The organism is Actinoplanes sp. NPDC023714, from assembly GCF_040639855.1.
GTDB lineage: Bacteria > Actinomycetota > Actinomycetes > Mycobacteriales > Micromonosporaceae > Actinoplanes.
The window spans coordinates 426,275-445,799 of record NZ_JBFAAR010000006.1; the positions used below are offsets into that span (position 1 = coordinate 426,275).

At 70.6% G+C, this 19,525-nt stretch carries 16 protein-coding genes; 10 read left to right on the forward strand and 6 right to left on the reverse strand.

From position 1 onward, the window contains the following. Nucleotides 1-92: 92 nt before the first annotated feature. Nucleotides 93-488 carry a spore germination protein GerW family protein gene (locus tag AB0G10_RS27620; RefSeq protein WP_360927637.1) on the reverse strand — a complete coding sequence of 132 codons (396 nt, stop codon included), beginning with the start codon at nucleotides 486-488 and terminating at the stop codon, nucleotides 93-95. A gap of 51 nt (nucleotides 489-539) precedes the next feature. Beyond that, a complete protein-coding gene (locus AB0G10_RS27625) occupies nucleotides 540-1,526 on the reverse strand; it encodes a LacI family DNA-binding transcriptional regulator (RefSeq protein ID WP_360927640.1) in 987 nt (328 codons plus the stop codon). 180 nt (nucleotides 1,527-1,706) lie between these two features. Here AB0G10_RS27625 and AB0G10_RS27630 point away from each other — a divergent pair, with 180 nt between their 5' ends. From AB0G10_RS27630 to AB0G10_RS27645, 4 genes are read left to right on the forward strand one after another with little or no spacing between them, the layout of a single operon-like run. Next, a complete protein-coding gene (locus AB0G10_RS27630; protein WP_360927643.1) occupies nucleotides 1,707-2,576 on the forward strand; it encodes a sugar ABC transporter permease in 870 nt (289 codons plus the stop codon). 23 nt (nucleotides 2,577-2,599) lie between these two features. Further along, nucleotides 2,600-3,481: a carbohydrate ABC transporter permease gene (locus AB0G10_RS27635; protein WP_360927955.1), complete on the forward strand. Its 882-nt coding sequence runs from the start codon at nucleotides 2,600-2,602 to the stop codon at nucleotides 3,479-3,481. Nucleotides 3,482-3,504: 23 nt separating this feature from the next. Continuing rightward, on the forward strand, nucleotides 3,505-4,851 hold the full coding sequence (locus AB0G10_RS27640; protein WP_360927646.1) for a sugar ABC transporter substrate-binding protein: 1,347 nt from the start codon (nucleotides 3,505-3,507) through the stop codon (nucleotides 4,849-4,851). Then, nucleotides 4,848-6,821 (forward strand): beta-galactosidase, encoded by a 1,974-nt coding sequence (locus AB0G10_RS27645; protein WP_360927649.1) that lies wholly within the window; start codon nucleotides 4,848-4,850, stop codon nucleotides 6,819-6,821. Before AB0G10_RS27640 ends, AB0G10_RS27645 begins: the two co-directional genes overlap by 4 nt. A 4-nt stretch (nucleotides 6,822-6,825) precedes the next feature. Here AB0G10_RS27645 and AB0G10_RS27650 read toward each other — a convergent pair whose 3' ends face one another. Further along, a complete protein-coding gene (locus AB0G10_RS27650) occupies nucleotides 6,826-7,710 on the reverse strand; it encodes an AbfB domain-containing protein (RefSeq protein ID WP_360927651.1) in 885 nt (294 codons plus the stop codon). A 190-nt stretch (nucleotides 7,711-7,900) separates the two neighbouring features. On the opposite strand from AB0G10_RS27650, the gene AB0G10_RS27655 reads away from it, so the two are divergent. The 3 genes from AB0G10_RS27655 (at nucleotide 7,901) to AB0G10_RS27665 (ending at nucleotide 10,865) form a co-directional block, all read left to right on the forward strand. Then, nucleotides 7,901-8,884 carry a hypothetical protein gene (locus AB0G10_RS27655; protein WP_360927654.1) on the forward strand — a complete coding sequence of 328 codons (984 nt, stop codon included), beginning with the start codon at nucleotides 7,901-7,903 and terminating at the stop codon, nucleotides 8,882-8,884. 85 nt (nucleotides 8,885-8,969) lie between these two features. Further along, nucleotides 8,970-9,572 carry an SAM-dependent methyltransferase gene (locus AB0G10_RS27660; RefSeq protein WP_360927657.1) on the forward strand — a complete coding sequence of 201 codons (603 nt, stop codon included), beginning with the start codon at nucleotides 8,970-8,972 and terminating at the stop codon, nucleotides 9,570-9,572. 282 nt (nucleotides 9,573-9,854) lie between these two features. Next, nucleotides 9,855-10,865 carry a glycoside hydrolase family 6 protein gene (locus tag AB0G10_RS27665; protein ID WP_360927660.1) on the forward strand — a complete coding sequence of 337 codons (1,011 nt, stop codon included), beginning with the start codon at nucleotides 9,855-9,857 and terminating at the stop codon, nucleotides 10,863-10,865. On the opposite strand, the gene AB0G10_RS27670 is transcribed toward AB0G10_RS27665, so the two are convergent. Next, nucleotides 10,862-12,811, reverse strand: coding sequence for a galactose oxidase early set domain-containing protein (locus AB0G10_RS27670; RefSeq protein ID WP_360927663.1), 1,950 nt, complete (start codon nucleotides 12,809-12,811; stop codon nucleotides 10,862-10,864). The genes AB0G10_RS27665 and AB0G10_RS27670 overlap by 4 nt on opposite strands. Next, nucleotides 12,808-14,496, reverse strand: a complete 1,689-nt coding sequence (locus tag AB0G10_RS27675) for a glycosyltransferase (RefSeq protein WP_360927666.1) — start codon at nucleotides 14,494-14,496, stop codon at nucleotides 12,808-12,810. Before AB0G10_RS27675 ends, AB0G10_RS27670 begins: the two co-directional genes overlap by 4 nt. Before the next feature lie 224 nt (nucleotides 14,497-14,720). On the opposite strand from AB0G10_RS27675, the gene AB0G10_RS27680 reads away from it, so the two are divergent. The 3 genes from AB0G10_RS27680 to AB0G10_RS27690 all read left to right on the forward strand — a co-directional run bounded on the left by AB0G10_RS27680 (nucleotide 14,721) and on the right by AB0G10_RS27690 (nucleotide 18,732). Continuing rightward, entirely contained in the window at nucleotides 14,721-14,999 is a 279-nt protein-coding gene (locus AB0G10_RS27680) for a hypothetical protein (protein WP_360927669.1), read from the forward strand. A gap of 376 nt (nucleotides 15,000-15,375) precedes the next feature. After that, nucleotides 15,376-16,701 (forward strand): M20/M25/M40 family metallo-hydrolase, encoded by a 1,326-nt coding sequence (locus AB0G10_RS27685; protein WP_360927672.1) that lies wholly within the window; start codon nucleotides 15,376-15,378, stop codon nucleotides 16,699-16,701. A 51-nt stretch (nucleotides 16,702-16,752) separates the two neighbouring features. Next, entirely contained in the window at nucleotides 16,753-18,732 is a 1,980-nt protein-coding gene (locus tag AB0G10_RS27690; RefSeq protein WP_360927675.1) for an acyl-CoA dehydrogenase, read from the forward strand. Between the two features lie 23 nt (nucleotides 18,733-18,755). On the opposite strand, the gene AB0G10_RS27695 is transcribed toward AB0G10_RS27690, so the two are convergent. Further along, the gene (locus tag AB0G10_RS27695) at nucleotides 18,756-18,968 is read right to left on the reverse strand and encodes a hypothetical protein (RefSeq protein ID WP_360927678.1); all 213 of its coding nucleotides are present in this window, start codon (nucleotides 18,966-18,968) and stop codon (nucleotides 18,756-18,758) included. Nucleotides 18,969-19,525: the final 557 nt, after the last annotated feature.

Here is a 19,525-nt window from a genome sequence, read left to right on the forward strand (position 1 = left end):
GAAGGCGGCCCTCCCGTACAGCCGGCCCGGAGTGGCTGTACCGGAGAGCGACAATTCGGGCGCGAAGGCGACCCTCCCGTGCAGCCCGCCGGTCAGCGGCGGCCGCGGAGGATGGAGCGGGCCACCAGGAAGGCGGCCAGCAGGACGAGCTGGCCGCCGGCCACGATGGCGTTCACGTTGACGGCCGGCTGCCAGGAGACCTTGCCGTCCTTGATGACGTAGACGCCGGCCGGCCGCGCCGAGAAGCCGAACCCGCCGCCGGAGCCCTCGCCCTCCGGCTTGCCGTCCGGTTCGCCGCCGGTGGACTCCTGCGCGGCGGCCGCCGCCTTGCCGCTGCCCGAGCCGCCGCCCCCGCCGCCGGAGACGACGGCCACCGGGATGACGGTGACGCCGTCCTTCTCCACCGGCGTGCCGAAGACCCGTCCCGCCACCGCCGCGTTGGTGCCCTCGCGGGCCTGGGCGAGGATGCTGTCAGTGCTGGGAGCCATGTGATCACCCTTCACTACGAGTTCCGTCACCCCCCAGCGTCCCCCGGAGGGTCAAGCGGGCGGCGGCGCCGTGCTCCTGCGAATCGTCAGGGTGGTGGGGACCAGGTCGGTGCCGGGCGTGGTCGGCTCGTCGTGGATCTGGTCGAGCAGCAGGCGTACGCATCGCCGGCCCACCTCGGCGAAGTCCTGATGGACGGTGGTCAGCGGCGGCAGATAGGCGGAGGCGTCGGCGATGTCGTCGAAGCCGACCACGCTGACGTCGGCGGGCACCCGCCGACCGGACTCGTGGAGTGCGCGCAGCACGCCGAGGGCCATCTGGTCGTTCGCCGCGAAGACGGCCGTGCAGGACGGGTCGGCGGCGAGCCGCAGGCCGGCCGCGTACCCGGAGTCGGCCGACCAGTCGCCGCGCTCGACCGCGGGCACCGGCGCGCCGGCGTCCTCGAGGACCCGCCGCCAGGTGCCGGCGCGGCGTTCGGCGGCGAAGGACTCGGCCGGCCCGGCCACGTGGTGGACCGTCCGGTGGCCGAGCTCCAGCAGGTGGCGGACGGCCTGCCGGGTGCCGTCGGCCTGGTCGGTGTCGACGACCGGGTAGCGGTCCCCGGCGTCCGAGTCGACCACGACGACGTGCACGCCGGGCGGCAGGTGGACCGCCGTGGCGTCGAGCAGGTGCACCTCGATGATCAGGATGACCCCGTCGACGGCGAGCTCGCCCATCCGTGTGAACGCTCCCAGCACGTTGTCCTGGGTTGGCACACCGACCGGGATGAGCGTGATCGCGTAGCCCTCGGCGGCCGCGTGCGTGGCGATCGCCTCGACGGTCCGGCTGTTGCCGGTCGAGGCGAGCCCGAACAGGATCACGCCGATCGTGTTGAACCGCCCGTAGCGCAGCGAGCGGGCCGCGCTGTTCGGCCGGTAGCCGAGTTCGCGCATCGCGGCGAGCACCTGTTCCCTGGTGGACTCGACGACGCCGGACTGGCCGTTCGCCACCCGGGACACGGTCTGCGACGAGACGCCGGCGAGGCGGGCCACGTCGGCCATGGAGACGCGCTGCTTGCGACGCCCGCCGGGGACGTCCGAGCCGGCGCGCAGCCGCTGGGTTTCGATGGTGACTCCTTGACCGCTCTGGTGACCCGTGCCACTATACGGCCCAACCCGTTTACGTAAACATCCTGTCATCCGCTCGAAATTGTTAACGTAAACATCCTTGGAAGGAGGGCAGTGTTGACCCGGCGCTCGTGGATCGGCTGGCAGTTCACCGGCCCGTTCCTGGCGGTCTTCGCCCTGGTCTTCCTGGCCCCGATCGGCTATTCGGCGTACCTCAGCCTCTTTCGCAACAGGCTCGTCGGCGGCACCGTCTTCGTGGGGCTGGAGAACTACACCAACGCGTTCACCGACCCGCAGTTCTGGGAGGCGCTGACCCGGGTCGCGCTCTTCCTCGTGGTCCAGGTGCCGCTGATGCTCTTCCTGGCGCTGCTGTTCGCGCTCGCGATCGACAGCGGCCGGCTCTACGGCGCCGCGTTCTTCCGGATCTCGATCTTCCTGCCGTACGCGGTGCCCGCCGTCGTGGCCGCCCTCATGTGGGGCTTCATGTACGGCACCCGGATCGGCCTGGTCGGCAACATCAACGACGCGTTCGGGATCACGCTGCCCGACCCGCTCGCGCCGGACCTGATCCTCACCTCGATCGGCAACATCGTGACCTGGGAGTTCGTCGGCTACAACATGATCATCCTGTACTCCGGCCTCAAGGTGATCGACACGGCCCTGTACGAGGCCGCCGCGATCGACGGCGCCGGCCAGTTCCGGATCGTCCGGGCCATCAAGATCCCGGCGCTGCGCGGGCCGCTGGTCGTCGCGACGATCTTCTCGATCATCGGCAGCTTCCAGCTCTTCAACGAGCCGCAGATCCTGGACACGCTCGCGCCGAACTCGATCACCACCTACTTCACCCCGAACGTCTACGCGTACCAGCTGTCGTTCGGCGGCCAGCAGGTCAACTACTCGGCCACCATCGCTCTGATCATGGGCGTGGTGACGATGGTCGTCGCGTACCTCTTCCAGCGCCGCAGCCTGAAGGGGGCGATCTGATGGCCGTCGCCGCTCCTCCGAAGATGCGCCCGGCGGTGACCCGGCCGGCCGGGAAGCCCGCCCGGCAGCGGAAGAGCATCACGCTGACGCTGCTGATGGGCCTCGCCCTGATCTACAGCCTGCTCCCGCTCATCTGGCTGACGATCAGCGCCACCAAGAGCCAGGAGGGCCTGTTCGGCTCGTTCGGCCTCTGGTTCTCCGGCGACTTCTCGCTGTTCCGGAACATCGCCGACACGTTCTCCTACCAGGACGGCCTCTTCGGCCGGTGGCTGCTCAACACCTTCCTGTACGTGGTGGTCGGCGCCGGCGGCGCCACCCTGCTGGCGGCCCTCGCCGGGTACGGGCTCGCCAAGTTCGACTTCGCCGGCCGCCGGGCGGTCTTCGCGCTGGTGCTCGGCGGCGTGGCGGTCCCGCCGACCGCGCTGGCCGTGCCGACGTTCCTGCTCTTCGCGAAGGTCGGCCTCACCGACACCCCGTGGGCGGTGATCATCCCGACGCTGGTCTCGCCGTTCGGGCTCTACCTGATGTGGACGTACTCCCGGGATTCGGTGCCCGACGAGATCCTCGAGTCGGCCCGGGTCGACGGCGCGGGCGAGTTCAAGAGCTTCTTCTCGCTGGCCCTGCCGCTGCTGGCGCCCGGGATCGTCACGGTGCTGCTGTTCAACACCGTGATGACCTGGAACAACTTCTTCCTCCCGCTGATCATGCTGAAGGACGCCGACCTCTTCCCGCTCACCGTGGGCCTCTACTCCTGGAGCGAGCAGGCCACCACGGCCGGCGGCGACGTCGTCTTCAACCTCGTGATCACCGGCTCGCTGCTCACCATCGTCCCGCTCATCGCGGCGTTCCTGCTGCTCCAGCGCTACTGGCAGTCGGGACTGGCCGCGGGGAGCGTGAAGCAATGATCCCTACCCCGAAGGGAACGCCAATGAAGATCACCCGTCGGCGTGCGCTGCTCGGCGCCGCCCTGTCGATAACACTCGCCGCGGCCGGATGCGGCGGTGGTGGCGACGAGGAGCCCGGCAGCGAGAAGGCCGCCGAGACCACCGTCTCCGAGGCGGACGTGCAGGCCGCGCTCGAGGCCGGCGGCAACCTCACGGTCTGGGCCTGGGAGCCGACGCTCAAGCAGGTCGTCGCGGACTTCCAGGCCAAATACCCCAAGGTCAAGATCAACCTCCAGAACACGGGTACGGGGAACGACGCGTACACGGCCCTGCAGAACGCGATCCAGGCCGGCTCGGGCGTGCCGGACGTCGCGCAGATCGAGTTCTACGCGCTCCCGCAGTTCAGCCTCTCCCAGGCGGTGACCGACCTCAACACGTTCGGCGCCGCGTCGCTGGACGGCACGTTCAGCCCGGGCACGTGGGGCGCCGTGCACTCCGGCGAGGCGATCTACGGCCTGCCGATGGACTCCGGCCCGATGGCGCTCTTCTACAACGCCGAGGTCTTCGAGAAGCACCAGCTCGGCGTCCCGGCCACCTGGGAGGAGTACGCCGCCGCCGCGGAGAAGCTGCACAAGGCCGACCCGAAGGCGTACATCACCAGCGACAGCGGCGACGCCGGCTTCACCACCAGCATGATCTGGCAGGCCGGGGGCAAGCCGTACACCGTGGACGGCACGAACGTCGGGGTGAACTTCAGCGACCCGGGCACCCAGAAGTTCACGGCCCAGTGGCAGAAGCTGATCGACGGCAAGCTGCTCAACCCGGTGCCGGGCTGGAGCGACGGCTGGTACCAGGGCCTCGCCGACGGCACCATCGCCTCGCTGGTGATCGGCGCCTGGATGCCGGCGAACTTGGAGTCCGGCGTGAAGGCCGGCAGCGGCAAGTGGAAGGTCGCGCCGATGCCGCAGTGGGAGAGCGGCGGCAAGGCCACCGCCGAGAACGGCGGCAGCTCGCTCACCGTCCCGGAGAAGGCCGCGAACAAGGCCCTCGCGTACGCGTTCCTCAAGTACGCGACGGTCGACGAGGGCGCGCAGACCCGGGTCGACAACGGCGCCTTCCCGGCCACCACCAAGCAGCTGAACGACCCGGAGTTCCTGAGCAAGGAGTTCCCGTACTTCGGCGGTCAGAAGGTCAACGAGGTTCTCGCCGCGTCCGCCGGGCAGGTCGTCCCCGGCTGGTCGTACCTGCCCTTCCAGGTCTACGCCAACAACATCTTCAACGACACCGTCGGCAAGGCGTACCTCGGGCAGGGCACCCTCCAGGACGGGTTGAAGTCCTGGCAGGACGCGTCCATCAAGTACGGCCAGGAACAGGGTTTCACGGTTAAATGACGATCAGCGACAACACTCCCCGGCGCTGGCTGCGCCGCGCCGGGGAGGCGCGTCTGGAGTTCGGCGCCGACTACAACCCGGAGCAGTGGCCGCGTGCGGTCTGGGACGACGACGTACGCGCCATGCGCGAGGCCGGCGTCACGATCGTCTCGCTCGCCATCTTCTCGTGGGCCCGCCTCGAGCCGCGCGACGGCGAGTACGACTTCGCCTGGCTCGACGACGCGATGGACCTGCTGCACGCGAACGGCATCAGCGTGGACCTGGCGACCGCGACGGCCTCGCCGCCGCCGTGGCTCACCACGAAGCATCCGGAGATCCTGCCGGTGACCGCCGAGGGCAACACCCTGTGGCCCGGCGCCCGCCAGCACTGGCGGCCCACCTCGCCGGTCTTCCGCGGGCACGCGCTGCGGCTGGTCCGGGCGCTGGCCACCCGCTACGCCGATCACCCGGCGCTGGTCGCCTGGCACGTCAACAACGAGCTGGGCTGCCACAACGTCTACGACTACTCGGACGACGCGGCGGTCGCGTTCCGGGCCTGGCTGCAGGAGCGCTACGGCGACGTCGCGGCCCTCAACGACGCGTGGGGGACCGCCTTCTGGTCGCAGCAGTACAGCGACTTCGAGGAGATCCTGCCGCCGCGGCTGGCCGCCTCGCACCCGAACCCGACGCAGCAGCTCGACTTCAAGCGCTTCTCCTCGGACGCGCTCAAGGAGCACCTGCGTGCCGAGCGGGCGATCCTGCGCGAGCTCACGCCGGACGTGCCGGTCACCACGAACTTCATGGTGATGGGCATGAAGCCGATGAACTACGCCGACTGGGCGGACGAGGTCGACTTCGTCTCCAACGACCACTACGTGGTGCTGCCGAACCCGCAGGCCCGCGACGAGCTCTCGTTCTCGGCGAACCTGACCGGCATGCTCGCCGGCGGCCGGCCGTGGTTCCTCATGGAGCACTCGACGAGCGCCGTCAACTGGCAGCCGGTCAACGTGCCGAAGCGGCCGGGCGACCTGGCCCGCGACTCGCTCACCCACGTGGCCTACGGCGCCGACGCGGTCTGCTTCTTCCAGTGGCGGCAATCGCGGGCGGGCGCCGAGAAGTACCACTCGGCGATGCTGCCGCACGCCGGGACCGAGAGCGCGGTGTTCCGGTCGGTGACCGAGCTCGGCCGGCGTCTGCGGGAACTCGCGCCGCTCGCCGGCTCCGTTCGTACCCTTGCCGCAGTTGGCATCGTCTTCGACTGGGAATCCTGGTGGGTCAGCGAGCAGGACTCCCACCCGACGGATCGGGTGCGGTACCGGCAGGAGGCGCTCGACTGGTACACCGCCCTGCTGGACAACGGCATCCGCGCGGACGTGGTGCCGACCGGTGGTGATCTCGAGGCCTACCGGGTGCTGATCGCGCCGGTGCTGCACGTGGTCCCGGCGGAGCTGGCGGCACGTCTGACCCGGTTCGTGGAGAGCGGCGGCCATCTCGTCACCACCTACTTCTCCGGGATCGTCGACGAGAACGACCACGTGTGGCTCGGCGGTTATCCGGGGGCGCTGCGCGACCTGCTCGGCATCCGGATCGAGGAGTTCGCACCGCTGCTCGACGGCGACACGGCCGAGCTCGACAACGGGGTGACCGGGACGCTCTGGACCGATCGGATCGACGTGGTGGCGCCCGAGGTCGAGGTGATCGCCCGCTACAAGACCGGCGAGCAGGCCTCCCGCGCCGCGATCACCCGCCGGCCGGTGGGGGAGGGGTCGGCCTCGTACGTGTCGACCCGGCTCGGCGCCGGCGGCCTGGCCGCTGTCGTGCCGTCGCTGATCGGGCCGGCCGGGGTGGTCAGCGAGCTGCCGCCGGAGCTGCGCGGCCGGGTGGAGCTGGCGGTCCGCGGAGACCACCGCTTCCTCATCAACCGGACCGACGAGCCGGTGGAGCTGCCGTCCGGGACCCTCGAGCCGCGCGGGGTCCGGGTGGTCACCTGACCCCTCAGAGGGGGCCCGGCTGGAACGCCGCGGCCCCCTGCCCGGCGATCACCAGACGATCGCCGTCCGCCGCTATATGAAGGCTCGGATAATTGTAGGCGCGCAAAGCGATGGCGGCGCCGCCACGAATCGACTCCGAGCAGAAAGTGCTGTCCTGGTCGAACAGATTCGAACCGTCGATCCGGTCCAGATGGATAACGAAGTCGCGGTGCCGGAGATAATATCCGGGAAAGTTAACTGATTCGAACGAGAAGCAGTCCGCCGCGGCCCGCCCGGTGTGAATCACGAACCGCGCGTCGTTCTTCACGTCCTCGCGGTCGGACGGCGAGATCGCCGCGATCCGGCCCTCGTAGTGCTGGTGACGCACCCGGTATCCGGGCCGGTCGGCCAGCTCGAGCCCCTCGGTCGAGCCGGTGCTGAGCCCGGCCGGCGGCGGCGCGGGCGGCGGCGCCGGAGTGGTCCTCGCGGGCGTCGGGCTCACCGTCCGCCAGGAGCGCGACGGGGACGGACTCCTGGTCGCGACGGGTGCGGCAGCGGTCATCGTGGGGATCTTGCTAGTTGGCGCGGGCAGCAGCGGGATGGTCTCCTCGGGCAGGATCGGGAACGCCGGGAGGTCGGGCCGCGGCGCCCGGCTGTCCTGCGCGACCGGCGCCGGCGGGTCGTCGCGGTTCAGCGCCACGATCGCGGTCACCCCGCAGCCGAGAGCGGCCACGGCGGCCAGGATCAGGAAATGGCGGGCCGATTGCGGCGGGGCCGATCGGCCCGGCCCGAGCGCGAGGCGCTCCGGCGAACCGGGCAGAGCCGGGCGGGCGGGCAGGTTGCCGGCGTCCCGGTCCGTGGAATAGGGCGGCACCCAACCACCGACGCGAAGGCCCTCATCTTCCGGCATCAATTCCACTTCCCGTAGAAACTACGCGCATAGCGACTTAATGGTTCGATAATGATCTACAGGTAACGGGCGGCCGGGGCAAGGGGTTGGCGGGAGGAATTCATATGGGAGCGATCCCAGTCGAACTCCGGGGGCCGTTCGTCCGTATCTCCGGCCGGAGCCACTTCGCGCGCTACCGAGGAGACCACGCGTGGACAGTCCCGCCGTTCCTGCCGACAAGGCCGAAGCCCCAACCGAGATTCCGGATATTTCCGCATACTGGCCCGATGCCCCTCATCGGGTCGGTCCGCTCGCCGACCACTACGAGCTCCCCGGCGCCGAGCCGACCCGCACCGGCCGCGGCCTGACCCCGGACGCGTATCCCGGCTCCACCCGGCCCACCCTCGAACTCCACCTGAACCCGCGGCCCCGGAACGGGTTCCGGCGTACCTCAGTGGTCGCCGCCGCCCTCCTGGCGGTCACCGCCGGCGTCGCCTGGGCAGTGCTGAGCGACGGCGAGGAAGAGACCCGGCTGCCGTCGTTCCAGCCGCCCGCGGCGCTGGCGCCCACCGGGAACGCGCCCGTGCAGATCGGCGAGCCCGAACCCAGCACGCCCCCCGCCGTGCCGGACGCCGCCACCTTCGAGCTCGTCGACGGCACCACCGAGGTGAACGTGACGATCGGGAAGGTGCCGAGCGGCTGGTACCGGGTGACCAGCCCGGACGGCAGCGGCGTCACCCCGCGCGCCGAACTCGACGGCGACACCGTGAAGGTCTTCGTGAAGGGCACCGGCCCGGAGGGCTCCGCCCGGGTGGACGTGCTGCTCGGCGAGGACGTCGACTGGTCGATCCGGATGCGCGGCGGCGCCCGGGTGGCGAACTTCGACCTGACCCGCGGCACGCTCGGCCGGGTCGACCTGATCGGCGGGGCCGCGCGGCTGACGCTGGCGCTGCCCCGGAGCGAGGCGGCCATCCCGATCCTGATGGGCGGCGGCGTCAACACCTGGAAGATCAGCACGGACGGCGAGGTGCCGGTCAAGGCCGTGTTCCGCAAGGGCGCCGGGACGGTGACGCTCTACGGCGACCGGGACAGGGGAGTGCCCACCGGCGCGACACTCGGCTCCCCGTCGGGCGGTGCGGCCGTCGACCTCACCGCCGAAGCGGGCGTCGGGACGCTCACCGTCTCGGCGCGTTGACCCTGATCGGCGGCGCGTTGACCCTGATCGGCGGCGCGTTGACCCTGGTTGGCGGCGGCGTTCCCGCGTTCGGCACAATTCGGGCGTGACACGAGCAGAGGGCGACGCCGCACCACCGGAGACCACGGTCTCCCTGGACTACTTCACCGGTCTCTACATGGCGAAGGACGATCCATGGGACGTGGCGACGAAGTGGCACAACCAGCGTAAGTACGCGGTCACCCTGGCCAGCCTGCCGCGCGAGCACTACCGCAGCTGCTACGAGCCGGGCGCCTCGATCGGCGTCTTCACCCGGATGCTCGCCCCGCGCTGCGACGCCGTCCTGGCGACCGACAGCGTCGAGGAGGCCGTTCGGCAGCTCCGCGACAACACGGCCGACCTGCCGAACGTGACCGCCGCGCGCGCCACGGTCCCGGCCGAGATGCCGCCCGGCACGTTCGACCTCGTCGTCATCGGCGACCTGCTCTACTACCTCTCCGCCGCCGACCTGGACGCCTTCCTGACCGGCCTGACCACCCGCCTCGAACCCGGCGGCGACCTGGTCTCGCTGCACTTCCGCGACCGCGGCAACGACAACTACGACGGCTTCAACGCGCATGCGGCGCTCACCGCGCGCCCCGAGTTCGAGCACGTCATCCGTCACGAGGACGAGTGGTTCCTGCTGGACGTCCTGCGCCGCCTCCCCTGAAACCCCCACGCGTGTTGACTTCAGGCGCATATCGCACCTCAACTCAACACGCGGGCGTGCACGCCTCCTCGCGTGTTGAGTTGGGGTGCGATGCGGACCTGAACTCAACACGCTGGGGCGGGCGCCGCGATGCGTGCCTCAACTCAACACGCGGGTGTGGGTGCCTCCTCGCGTGTTGAGTTGGGGTGCGATGCGGACCTCAACTCAACACGCTGGTGGGGTGCTCTTCGGTGGGACGAGGCGGTGCGGTGATCATTTAGGGAGAAGGTACCGTTTGTCCGGATGAGAACTCTGCCTGCTCTCTGTGGTCTCGCCGCACTGGTCGCCCTCGGCGCGTGCACGCCCGGCTCCGACGAGAAGCCGCCGCCGGCGTCGAGGGAGTCGGCGTCCGTCGCTCCCGCCGCCGGCCAGGAGTTCTATGTGGAGCCGGACGCCCCGGCCGTCGGGCAGGTGGCGAGCTGGGCCGCCGCGGGCCGGGCCGCTGACGCCGCCGCGATCCGGCGGATCGCCGACTCGCCGGCCGCCGTGTGGTTCGCCGACGACACGCCGGGGTTCGCCGACCGGGCGCGGTCGCTGGTCACCGCGGCCGCCGCGGCCGGGCGGATTCCGGTGCTGGTGGCCTACTACGTGCCACAGCGGGACTGCGGGGCCTACTCCGGGGGCGGCGCGCCGGACGCCGGCGCGTACCGGGCGTGGACCGCGTCGCTGGCCGGGGCGATCCGCGACTCCCGGGCGATCGTGGTGCTGGAGCCGGACGCGGTGACGCACGTGCTGCAGGGCTGCGTGAGCGGGCCGGCCGGCGAGGAGCGGCTGGCGCTGCTCAGTGAGGCGATCAGCGCGTTCAAGGCCGGCCCGGGGGTGCGGGTCTATCTGGACGGTGGCAACCCCAGTTGGGTACGGGACGTCGACCGCGTCGCCGGTGCGCTGATCAAGGCCGGGGTGCGGAAGGCCGACGGGTTCAGCCTGAACGTGGCGAACTTCGAGACCACCGAGGCGAACGTCGGCTACGGCACGCAGATCTCCGAGCGGCTCGGCGGCGCCCGGTTCGTCATCGACACGAGCCGCAACGGCAACGGCCCGGCCGCGATCGACGGCCGGGACGCCGAGGGCCACTGGTGCAACCCGGAGGGCCGGGCGCTCGGGCCGTCGCCGACCACGGACACCGGCCAGCCGCTCGTCGACGCGTACCTGTGGGTGAAACGGCCGGGGGAGTCCGACGGCGCCTGCCGCGCGGGAGCTCCCCCGGCCGGTCAGTGGTGGCCCGAGTACGCCCTCGAGCTCGCCACCAACTAGCGCACCCGGACCCATTTCGCCGGGGACGGGGTGCCGGCGCCGTCCACCAGGAACAGCATGTACCAACCGGCCGGCACGAGCCCTCGCTTCTCCGGGAACGACAGCGTCACCCTGCCGGGGCCCCGCTGCACGCCGAGCGCGATGGACCGCTGGTCCACATCGGTGCCGTGGGTGACCGACGACGGCCGGACCAGGCGGGCCGACGCGATCCGGGCCGCGTCCGGGGTGGCGAACGACGCCTTGTCGCCGCGCTTGACCAGGCTCGGGCCGGTGGGCGCGACCGGGCGGTTCTTCTGGAACAGGTACGGCGGGCTGTAGATCTCGATCCGCTGCTCGAACGTGCCCGGGTTCTTGCCCGACCGGTCGTAGATTGGGTCGCTGCCCATCGTCACGACCCGGCCGTCCGGGAGCAGCAGGGCCTCGGAGTGGTAGTTGCGGCCGACCGTGGGCTCGGCCGCCTTCCGGAACGCGTTCCCCCGTACGTCATAGATCTGTGCCGTGTGAAGGTCGCTCCGCTGACGCCCCCGATATGGTCCGCCCCGATATCCGGAGGAACCGCCGCTGGTGAACACCGTGTCGTCCGGGAGCACCACGGTGTTCAGGTAGCGCGTCGGGTTCGGCAGGTCCGGGCCGGCCGTCCAGACCGGCCGCGGATCGTCGAGGTCGGCGATCGCGGTGCGGGCCGTGGAGACCGGTGAGTCACCGACCGCCCCGCCGCCGAGGATCATCACCTTCTGGTCCTGGGCGGGCGGGAGCATGACGGACGCGCTCGTCTCGGTCATGGCGCCGTCCCGCAACCCGTACACGGGCTGGAACTTGTTCTTCTTGACGTCCCACAGACCCGGGGTGCGTCCTTCGGTGGCCGAGCCGTAGCCGGCGTTCGAGCCGGAGAAGAAGAGCCGCTCGTCCCGGGTGAGGAACAGCGCCGGATAGGTGGGGAAGGTGCGGCGCAGGCTCGGGGCGGGCACCCACTTCTTCTTCTTGACCTGGTAGCGCTCGTTCGTGCCGGGGATCATCCGGCCGAACTGATCGAGGCCGGAGACCGCCAGGATGTCGCCGCCGGCCAGCGTCGCGAGGGTCGGGTACCAGCGGTGCTTCGCCATGTCGCCGGTACGGACGTAGCGCTCGGTCTCCGGGTCGAACTCGTACGTCGTCTTGTCGCCCCCGTACTCCTGCTTCTCCCGGGTGATCTTCTCGGCGATGCCGTACAGATTGCGGGTGTCGTCGCCCTCGAGGCCCTCGATCCGGTACTGGGCCGGCTCCTTCACGATCGGCGCGTCACCGGCCTCGGCCGCGTCCACCCAGACCTCGGCCTCGCCGGCGTGCACCATGGTCTGCGCGCCGTGCCACATCTTGGTGGCGGCCGGCACGCTCACGTCGGCGCGGCTCACGTAGATCCGGCCGTCCCCGGACACGAACCGGGTGCCCTTCGGGAAGGCGCGGGCGCCGAAGTCCGGGGACTCGTTCTTGATCTTCATGACGCCGGCGGCGTACTCGATGTCCTTCTCCAGCACCTCGTACGACTTCGTCCCGCCGGCGACCAGGAGCTTGCCGTCGGCGAGGAACGTGTGCCCGCCGCAGAACAGGTCGGTCGGCGTCGGCACGTCGGTGAACCGGTCGGTGCGCGGGTCCCAGACGATCGTCCGGAACGTGCCCGCCTCGAAGTTCTGCCGGTTGTTGCCGGAGCCCGCGATGATCAGCACCTTGCCGGTCTTCAGCAGCGCCGCGTGGATGGCATTGATCTTGAAGTGGGCCGGGACCGGCAGGAGCGACCAGTGGCCGTACGTCTCCTTGTAGGACTGCCGGTTGATCGCGAACTCGTGGTAGCGGTCGGTCGCGTAGACCACGATCGGCTTGTTGACCACGACGACGGCGGCCATCGCCAGGATCGTGGTCAGGGCGGTGAGCAACCGCCGGGTGATGGACGGGCGAGGTCGGGGGGTCATACCAGGGTCTCCACTTTTTCTTCTTCTGTTGTGACTGCCGGTTGTCCGTCCGGCGCCGGCCGCTGCATCAGCCAGAGCGCCGGTGGTGTGAGACAGAGGGTCAGGTTGAGGGCGGGCCACAGCCACATCAGGCCGTGCGCGTGGCCGGTGGCGACCGCGATGATCAGCAGGACCGCGTAGAACGCGGCCCAGCGCAGGTGCGTCCGGAAGGTGAGCAGGCGGTCCGGGCTGGCCGAGTCGCCCTTCGGCGTCACCACGAACCCGGCGCGGCGGCGCAGCACCGCCTGCAGGAACGAGGAGACGTAGATCGGCGCGCAGAGCGTGGACAGCAGCATCCCGGTGAGCCCGGACGATCCGGCCTCCTCGTGCGGGCTCACGTTGTGCCGCCGGTTCCAGAGGTAGAGGCCGACCTGGAAGATCGCGGCGTCCACGTAGAGCATCAGCCACACCTGCTGCGGCACCTGCACGCCCCGCACCCCGAGGACGATGTGCAGGACCGCGGTGAGCGCGCCGAGCAGCCAGGCCACGGCGGTCAGCGGGTAGTACGCCATGAGGAGCCCGTAGTGCAGCGACCTTCGTACCCCGAGGCTCTTGATCATCGAACCGAACTGGGCGACGCAGACCTCGTCGGTGCCGCGGGACCAGCGGTGCTGCTGGCTGAAGTAGTCGGTCCAGGAGGACGGCCCTTCCCCGACGGCCAGAACGTCAGGGGTGTATACCGACTTCCACCGATTTTTTGTCTTTTCATTGACCGTGCTGTGCACCACGAGACTCGTCGCCATGTCCTCGGTGATCGAGTCCTGGAGCCCGCCGATGCTCCGCAGCGCCGCGATCCGGACCGCGTTGTTCGTCCCGACCAGCATCGGGATGCCGAGCCGGTTGCCGGCCCGCTGGAGCAGCGAGTGGAAGAGGTACTGCTGCGACTCCGCCCACCGGGTGATCACGTTGTCGTAGTTGCCGTAGATCTGCGGGCCGATCACGAAGGCGACGTCCGGGTCGCGGAAGTAGCCGAGCAGCCGCTCGCAGAAGTTCGGCAGCGGCACGTGATCCGGGTCGACGCTGACGAACACGTCGTAGCGGGCGCCGTGCTCGTCGATCCAGGCGTTGTAGTTGCCGTGCTTGGTCTTCGCCTTGTACGCGCCGGCGGCGGTGTTCCACCGCGCGACGCCCTTGCGGCTGAAGTGGCGGACCCCGATCGCGCGGCACATCGCCTTCACGTCCGGGTCGTCGCCCTCGTCCAGCAGCCACACGTCGTACCGGCCCGGATGCCGGATCTCCCGGGCCGCCCTCAGCGTCCGCTCGACCATCTCCAGCGGCTCCTTGCCGGGGACGATCGTGGTGAGGAAGGCGACGCGCAGATTCTCGTCCGGCGGCACCGGCACCGGGTCCCGGGCGCGCAGCGTGGCGAGACAGAGCGTCACGACGTTGACGAGCCGGAACAGTTCGATCAGGACGGTCGCGCCGATCATCACGGCGGTGATCGCCCGCTGGCGTTCTGGCAACGCCATGGACGAGATGAGCCAGCCGAAGAACGTCGACTCGAACGCGAAGGCGAAGGCGGCGATCAGGACCGACCGGACCGGCCGCCGCCGGGACAGTGGTCTCAGCCTCACCCGGTAGTCCGCCTCCGGCACCGGATCGGCGTCGCCGGCGAGACGGCTGAAGCCGTCGTAGTCGTACGTCATCGGTCTCCCTGCATCGACGAGCGTCTGCGAGGCGCTCAGGCCCCTGGGAGATAACGCATCAAATGCAGCGCAGGGTATTTAGCATGCCTACCGGTCACATTGGAACAATATCGGCAAAAAGTAAACTTAGGACATCCCTCGGTCGTGCCGATTTCGTCGAACCATCACGCGCTGTGATCCGTTCTACTGGTCGTGGGCGGGGCTCGGCGGCCCCGCGGTGACCGATGAAGGCGGTGGCGATGCTGATCCTGTCCCTGCTCATCCTCGTTCTGGCCGGCGCCTGTGTGCTCGCGGTGCGCGGCGTGCGCGCGGATGCCCAGGCCGAGGCCGAGCCGCTGACGATCCCCGAGGCGCTGTTCGCTCCGCAGAGTCTCGAAGGGGTGCTCTGCGTGCAGCTGCTCGACGGCGAGATCACGCGGCAGCAGTACGTGCGGTCGATGGCGGGCCTCGCGGCGCGGGATGACGAGAGGCACCCTCTGGCGGTTCCCCGCTACGAGGAGTGAGATTTCGAAGTGCTGAAGGCCCGGCATCGGCCGGGCCTTTCTCGTCTCCCGCCGGTCCATCTCCGCGTTCCGGTCACCCTTCCTTCCGGGTACGAAATGAGCGCCCGTCCCCAACCGCACCACCGGCGTCCCGTGGCGCACCACACCTGCGGCCACCTCCGCCCGGCGCGACCCGCCGCCGGCCCCGGCGTCCCCTCACCCTCAACCCACCCCCGTCCCCGCCACCCGCCGCTCGCCACCCGCCGCCACCCATCGCACCCGCCGCCTGGCGCCACCCATCGCGCCCGCCGGCTCCGGTCGGCTGCGGCCCACTGCTGTCTCGGCCTGGAACGCGGCGGTCTGTTCGGTGGGCGGCTTCGGTTCTAGGGTGGTGATCATGGTGGGGGACGAAGGACTGGAAGCCCTGCGAGCTCTGCTGCGCATCCCCACGGTGTCGACGCGGGATGTGGGGAGCTGGGATCACCGGGCGTTCGAGGAGTTCCATGCCGAGCTGCGGCGGCGGTTCCCGCTGCTGCACGCGCGGCTCGAGCTGACCCCGGTCGGGCGTCACGGGCTGCTGTTCCGGTGGCCGGGCTCGGAGGCGGAGCGGCCGGTCGTGCTGATGGCGCACATGGACGTCGTGCCGGTCGAGGGCGGCGAGTGGCGTCATCCGCCGTTCGGGGGTGTCGTCGAGGACGGGGTGATCTGGGGGCGGGGCACGCTCGACGACAAGGCCAGTCTCGTCGCGATCTGCCTGGCCGTCGAGGAGCTGCTGGCGGCCGGGTACACGCCGGTGCGGGACGTGTGGCTGTCGTTCGGGTGTGACGAGGAGGTGGCCGGCGACGCCGCGCCGGCGGCCGTCGGTGAACTGCGGCGGCGCGGGGTCGAGCCCTGGTTCGTGCTGGACGAGGGCGGCGCGGTCGCGTACGACGCGTTCCCCGGGGTCGGCCGGCCGATCGCGGTCATCGGGGTGACCGAGAAGGGCATCACCTCACTGGAGCTGCGGGTGGAGGGGCGCGGCGGGCACGCGTCGACGCCGGCGCGGATGGGGCCCACGGCGCGGCTGGCCCGGGCCATCACCCGGCTGGACCGGTCGGCCATGCCGGCCTCGCTGCCGGAGGCCACCCTCGAACTGTTCCGCCGGGCCGCGCCGCTCGCCGGGCAGCCGATGCGCGCGGTGCTGACCGCTGCCGCGCGGGCGCCGAAGGTGCTGACCCGGCTGCTGCTGGCGGCCGGGCCGGAGCCGGCGGCGATGGTGCGCAGCACGTTCGCGGTCACGACGCGGAGCGGGTCGCCGTCGCTCAACGTGGTGGCGGCGAGCGCCACGGCCGGGGTGAACATCCGGGTCATGATCGGGGACACCGTGGACGGCGTCGTCGAGCACGTACGCAAGGCCGTGAACGACGACCGGGTGCAGATCCGGATCATCGACGCCGGCGAGCCGTCCCCGTCGTCGCCGGTGGACGAGGCGTTCGACCTGCTCGCGGCGGTGACCGGGGAGCACTTCCCGGAGGCGGTGACGGCGCCGTACGTCATGATGGCCGCCACCGACGCCCGGCACTTCACCGGGATCTGCCGGCGCGTCTACCGGTTCACGCCGTTCGCCATGACGAAGAAGCAGCGGGAGTCGATCCACAGCTTCGACGAGCACCTCACCGTCGACGCGTTCCTGAAGGGCGTCACCTGGTACCGCACACTTCTCCGGTCGCTGCCCGGGGTGTGACATTTCGCCGACCCGCGAATGCCGGAGGTTACTCGCGGGTAATATCGGGCCATGAACGGTCAGCAGAACCCCGTCGACCCGGCTCGCCTGCAAGAGGTGCTCGACGGCCGATGGGCGCACGTGCGCCAGGCGGTACGCGACGGCCTCGGCCCCGGCTTCGTCACCGTTCCCGGTGAGACCGGCCCCGAGGCCCGGGCCCGGATCAGCGCCCTGATCCGGAAGATCCCCCTCGACGTCGGCGTGGTCGACGCGTTCCCGGCCGAGTACGGCGGATCCGGCGACCAGGGCGGTTCGGTGGTGGCCGCCGAGATGCTCGCCCAGGTCGACCTCTCGCTCATGGTGAAGGCCGGCGTGCACTGGGGGCTGTTCGGCGGGGCGGTCGTCGCGCTCGGCACGAGGAAACACCACGACCGGTACCTGCGCGACATCATGACGGTGGCGCTGCCGGGCTGCTTCGCGATGACCGAGACCGGTCACGGCTCCGACGTGCAGCAGCTGCGGACGACGTGCGTCTACGACCCGGAGTCCTGCACGTTCGACCTGCACACCCCGCACGAGGCCGCCCGCAAGGACTACATCGGCAACGCGGCGCAGGACGGCCGGATGGCGGTCGTCTTCGCCCAGCTGATCACCGGCGGCAAGCGGTACGGCGTGCACGCCTGGCTGGTCCCGATCCGGGACGAGGACGGCAACCCGATGCCCGGCGTCACGATCGGCGACGCCGGCGCGAAGGCCGGCCTGCTCGGCGTCGACAACGGCCGGATTTCCTTCGACCACGTGACGGTTCCCCGGGACATGCTGCTGGACCGGTACGGCCAGGTCGCGCCGGACGGCACCTACTCCAGCTCGATCGAGAACGACACCCGGCGCTTCTTCACGATGCTCGGCACCCTGGTCCGCGGCCGGGTCACGGTCGGCGGCGCGGCGTCGGCGGCCACCAAGGCGGCGCTCACGATCGCGGTCCGGTACGGCGAGAGCCGCCGGCAGTTCACGAGGCCCGCCGACGACCGCGAGGTGCTGCTCAACGACTACCTCGCCCACCAGCGGAAACTCCTGCCGGCGCTGGCCGCGAGCTACGCGTACACGTTCGCCCAGGAAGAGCTGGTGACCACGCTTTCCGACGTACAGAATCGGTCTCTTGATGTTGATGAGCATCGGCAGCGGGAGCTCGAGTCACGGGCGGCGGGCCTGAAGGCGCTGCAGACCTGGCACGCCACCCGCACGATCCAGATGTGCCGGGAGGCGTGCGGTGGCGCCGGGTACCTCGCCGAGAACCGGCTGCCCGGGCTCAAGGCCGACACCGACGTGTTCACCACCTTCGAGGGCGACAACACGGTCCTGCTCCAGCTGGTCGCGAAGGGCCTGCTCACCGGCTATCGGGACGCGTTCGGCTCGCTCGACGGCTGGGGGCGTGCCACGTTCGTGGCCGACCAGGTCCGGGAGATGGTCCTGGAGCGCACGGCCGCCCGCGCGGTCATCCAGCGCCTGGTCGGCGCCGTGCCGGGCCGGGACGAGGACGTCGCGGTCACCGATCGCGGCTGGCACCTGAAGATGTTCGAGTTCCGCGAGAAGCACCTGCTCGAGGGCGCGATCCGGCGGCTGCGGGGCGGCGCCGCCACGAAGAAGGACCGGCCGTTCGACATCTTCAACGACGTGCAGGACCACGTGCTGCGGACCGCCTCGGCGCACATCGAGCGGATCACCCTGGAGGCGTTCGTGGCCGGCATCGAACGCGCCGCCGACCCGGCCGCCGCGGCGCTGCTGGCCCGGGTCTGCGACCTCTACGCGCTGACCGTCATCGAGGCCGACAAGGGCTGGTTCCTGGAGCACGGCCGGCTCACGCCAGCACGATCGAAAGCGGTCACCGGCGTCGTCAATGATCTGCTGCGAGAGCTGCGGCCCCAGATGCGTACGCTCGTCGACGCGTTCGCCATCCCGGAGATCTGGCTGAACGCCGCGATCCTCCGCGACGAGCCGGGCCGCCAGGACGCCATGGCCAAGGAGGACGACGCGGTTCGCGCCACCCGGTGACCATGCCCTGAACATCTGAATCGTCAGAGGCGATCGCGGGCCGGCCGCGGGGGCCTCGAGGTTTGGTAGGCGACGTCCGGCCGCACTCCGCCGGCCAGCTGCGCGGCGGCGAGCAGAGCGCGCAGGCGGCCGGAGACGTCGTGGCCGGGGTCGGCGCCCGCGGCGGCCTCCGCCGTAGGAAAGTGCCTGCTCACCGTGCCGGTGACCGCGCCGGCACGGCGGGCGATCTCGTGCACCGGCAGGCATTTCTTCGTCGTCGGGTGCGCCGACCATCGCGGTCGCGGCCCACCCCGGCAACGCGCGCACCGGGTTCGGCCGCGACCTGGACCGGCTGTCCCGCCTCCTGATGAGCCCCCGCCTGAAACCGCTCACCTGGTGGCTCCTGCAGGACCCGGAGATAGCGGCGCTGGCGGTGCTGCGGGCCGCCACCGACCCGGAGGCGAGTCCTTCGGTCCGCCCGGGCGGCGACAGTTCACGGGATATCCGGAAAAAGTGGATTCGTCCCCGGCATCTCACGACGTCGCCGCGCAGCAGCGCCTCTGGGCCGCCTCCGAGCGGCTGACCGGCGTCGAGTTCCGCCTCCCGCCCTCCCGGGCCCTCACAGATCTTGTTGATTCCGGCTGTCCCGTTCCTGCGCAGATCAACAAGATCGGGAGTGAGGGGGCGTGCTTCCCTGTCCGCACGCTCCCTCTTCCCCGATCTTGTTGATTCCGGCTGTCCCGTTCCTGCGCAGATCAACAAGATCGGGAGTGAGGGGGCGTGCTTCCCTGTCCGCACGCTCCCTCTTCCCCGA

Coding starts and splice junctions, on each gene's coding strand:
- AB0G10_RS27680 (WP_360927669.1), top strand. CDS start 14,721: ATGAAGGCGGTGGCGATGCTGATCCTGTCCCTGCTCATCCTCGTTCTG.
- AB0G10_RS27670 (WP_360927663.1), bottom strand. CDS start 12,811: ATGACCCCCCGACCTCGCCCGTCCATCACCCGGCGGTTGCTCACCGCC.
- AB0G10_RS27645 (WP_360927649.1), top strand. CDS start 4,848: ATGACGATCAGCGACAACACTCCCCGGCGCTGGCTGCGCCGCGCCGGG.
- AB0G10_RS27675 (WP_360927666.1), bottom strand. CDS start 14,496: ATGACGTACGACTACGACGGCTTCAGCCGTCTCGCCGGCGACGCCGAT.
- AB0G10_RS27635 (WP_360927955.1), top strand. CDS start 2,600: ATGCGCCCGGCGGTGACCCGGCCGGCCGGGAAGCCCGCCCGGCAGCGG.
- AB0G10_RS27650 (WP_360927651.1), bottom strand. CDS start 7,710: ATGCCGGAAGATGAGGGCCTTCGCGTCGGTGGTTGGGTGCCGCCCTAT.
- AB0G10_RS27620 (WP_360927637.1), bottom strand. CDS start 488: ATGGCTCCCAGCACTGACAGCATCCTCGCCCAGGCCCGCGAGGGCACC.
- AB0G10_RS27625 (WP_360927640.1), bottom strand. CDS start 1,526: ATGGCCGACGTGGCCCGCCTCGCCGGCGTCTCGTCGCAGACCGTGTCC.
- AB0G10_RS27690 (WP_360927675.1), top strand. CDS start 16,753: ATGAACGGTCAGCAGAACCCCGTCGACCCGGCTCGCCTGCAAGAGGTG.
- AB0G10_RS27685 (WP_360927672.1), top strand. CDS start 15,376: ATGGTGGGGGACGAAGGACTGGAAGCCCTGCGAGCTCTGCTGCGCATC.
- AB0G10_RS27640 (WP_360927646.1), top strand. CDS start 3,505: ATGAAGATCACCCGTCGGCGTGCGCTGCTCGGCGCCGCCCTGTCGATA.
- AB0G10_RS27665 (WP_360927660.1), top strand. CDS start 9,855: ATGAGAACTCTGCCTGCTCTCTGTGGTCTCGCCGCACTGGTCGCCCTC.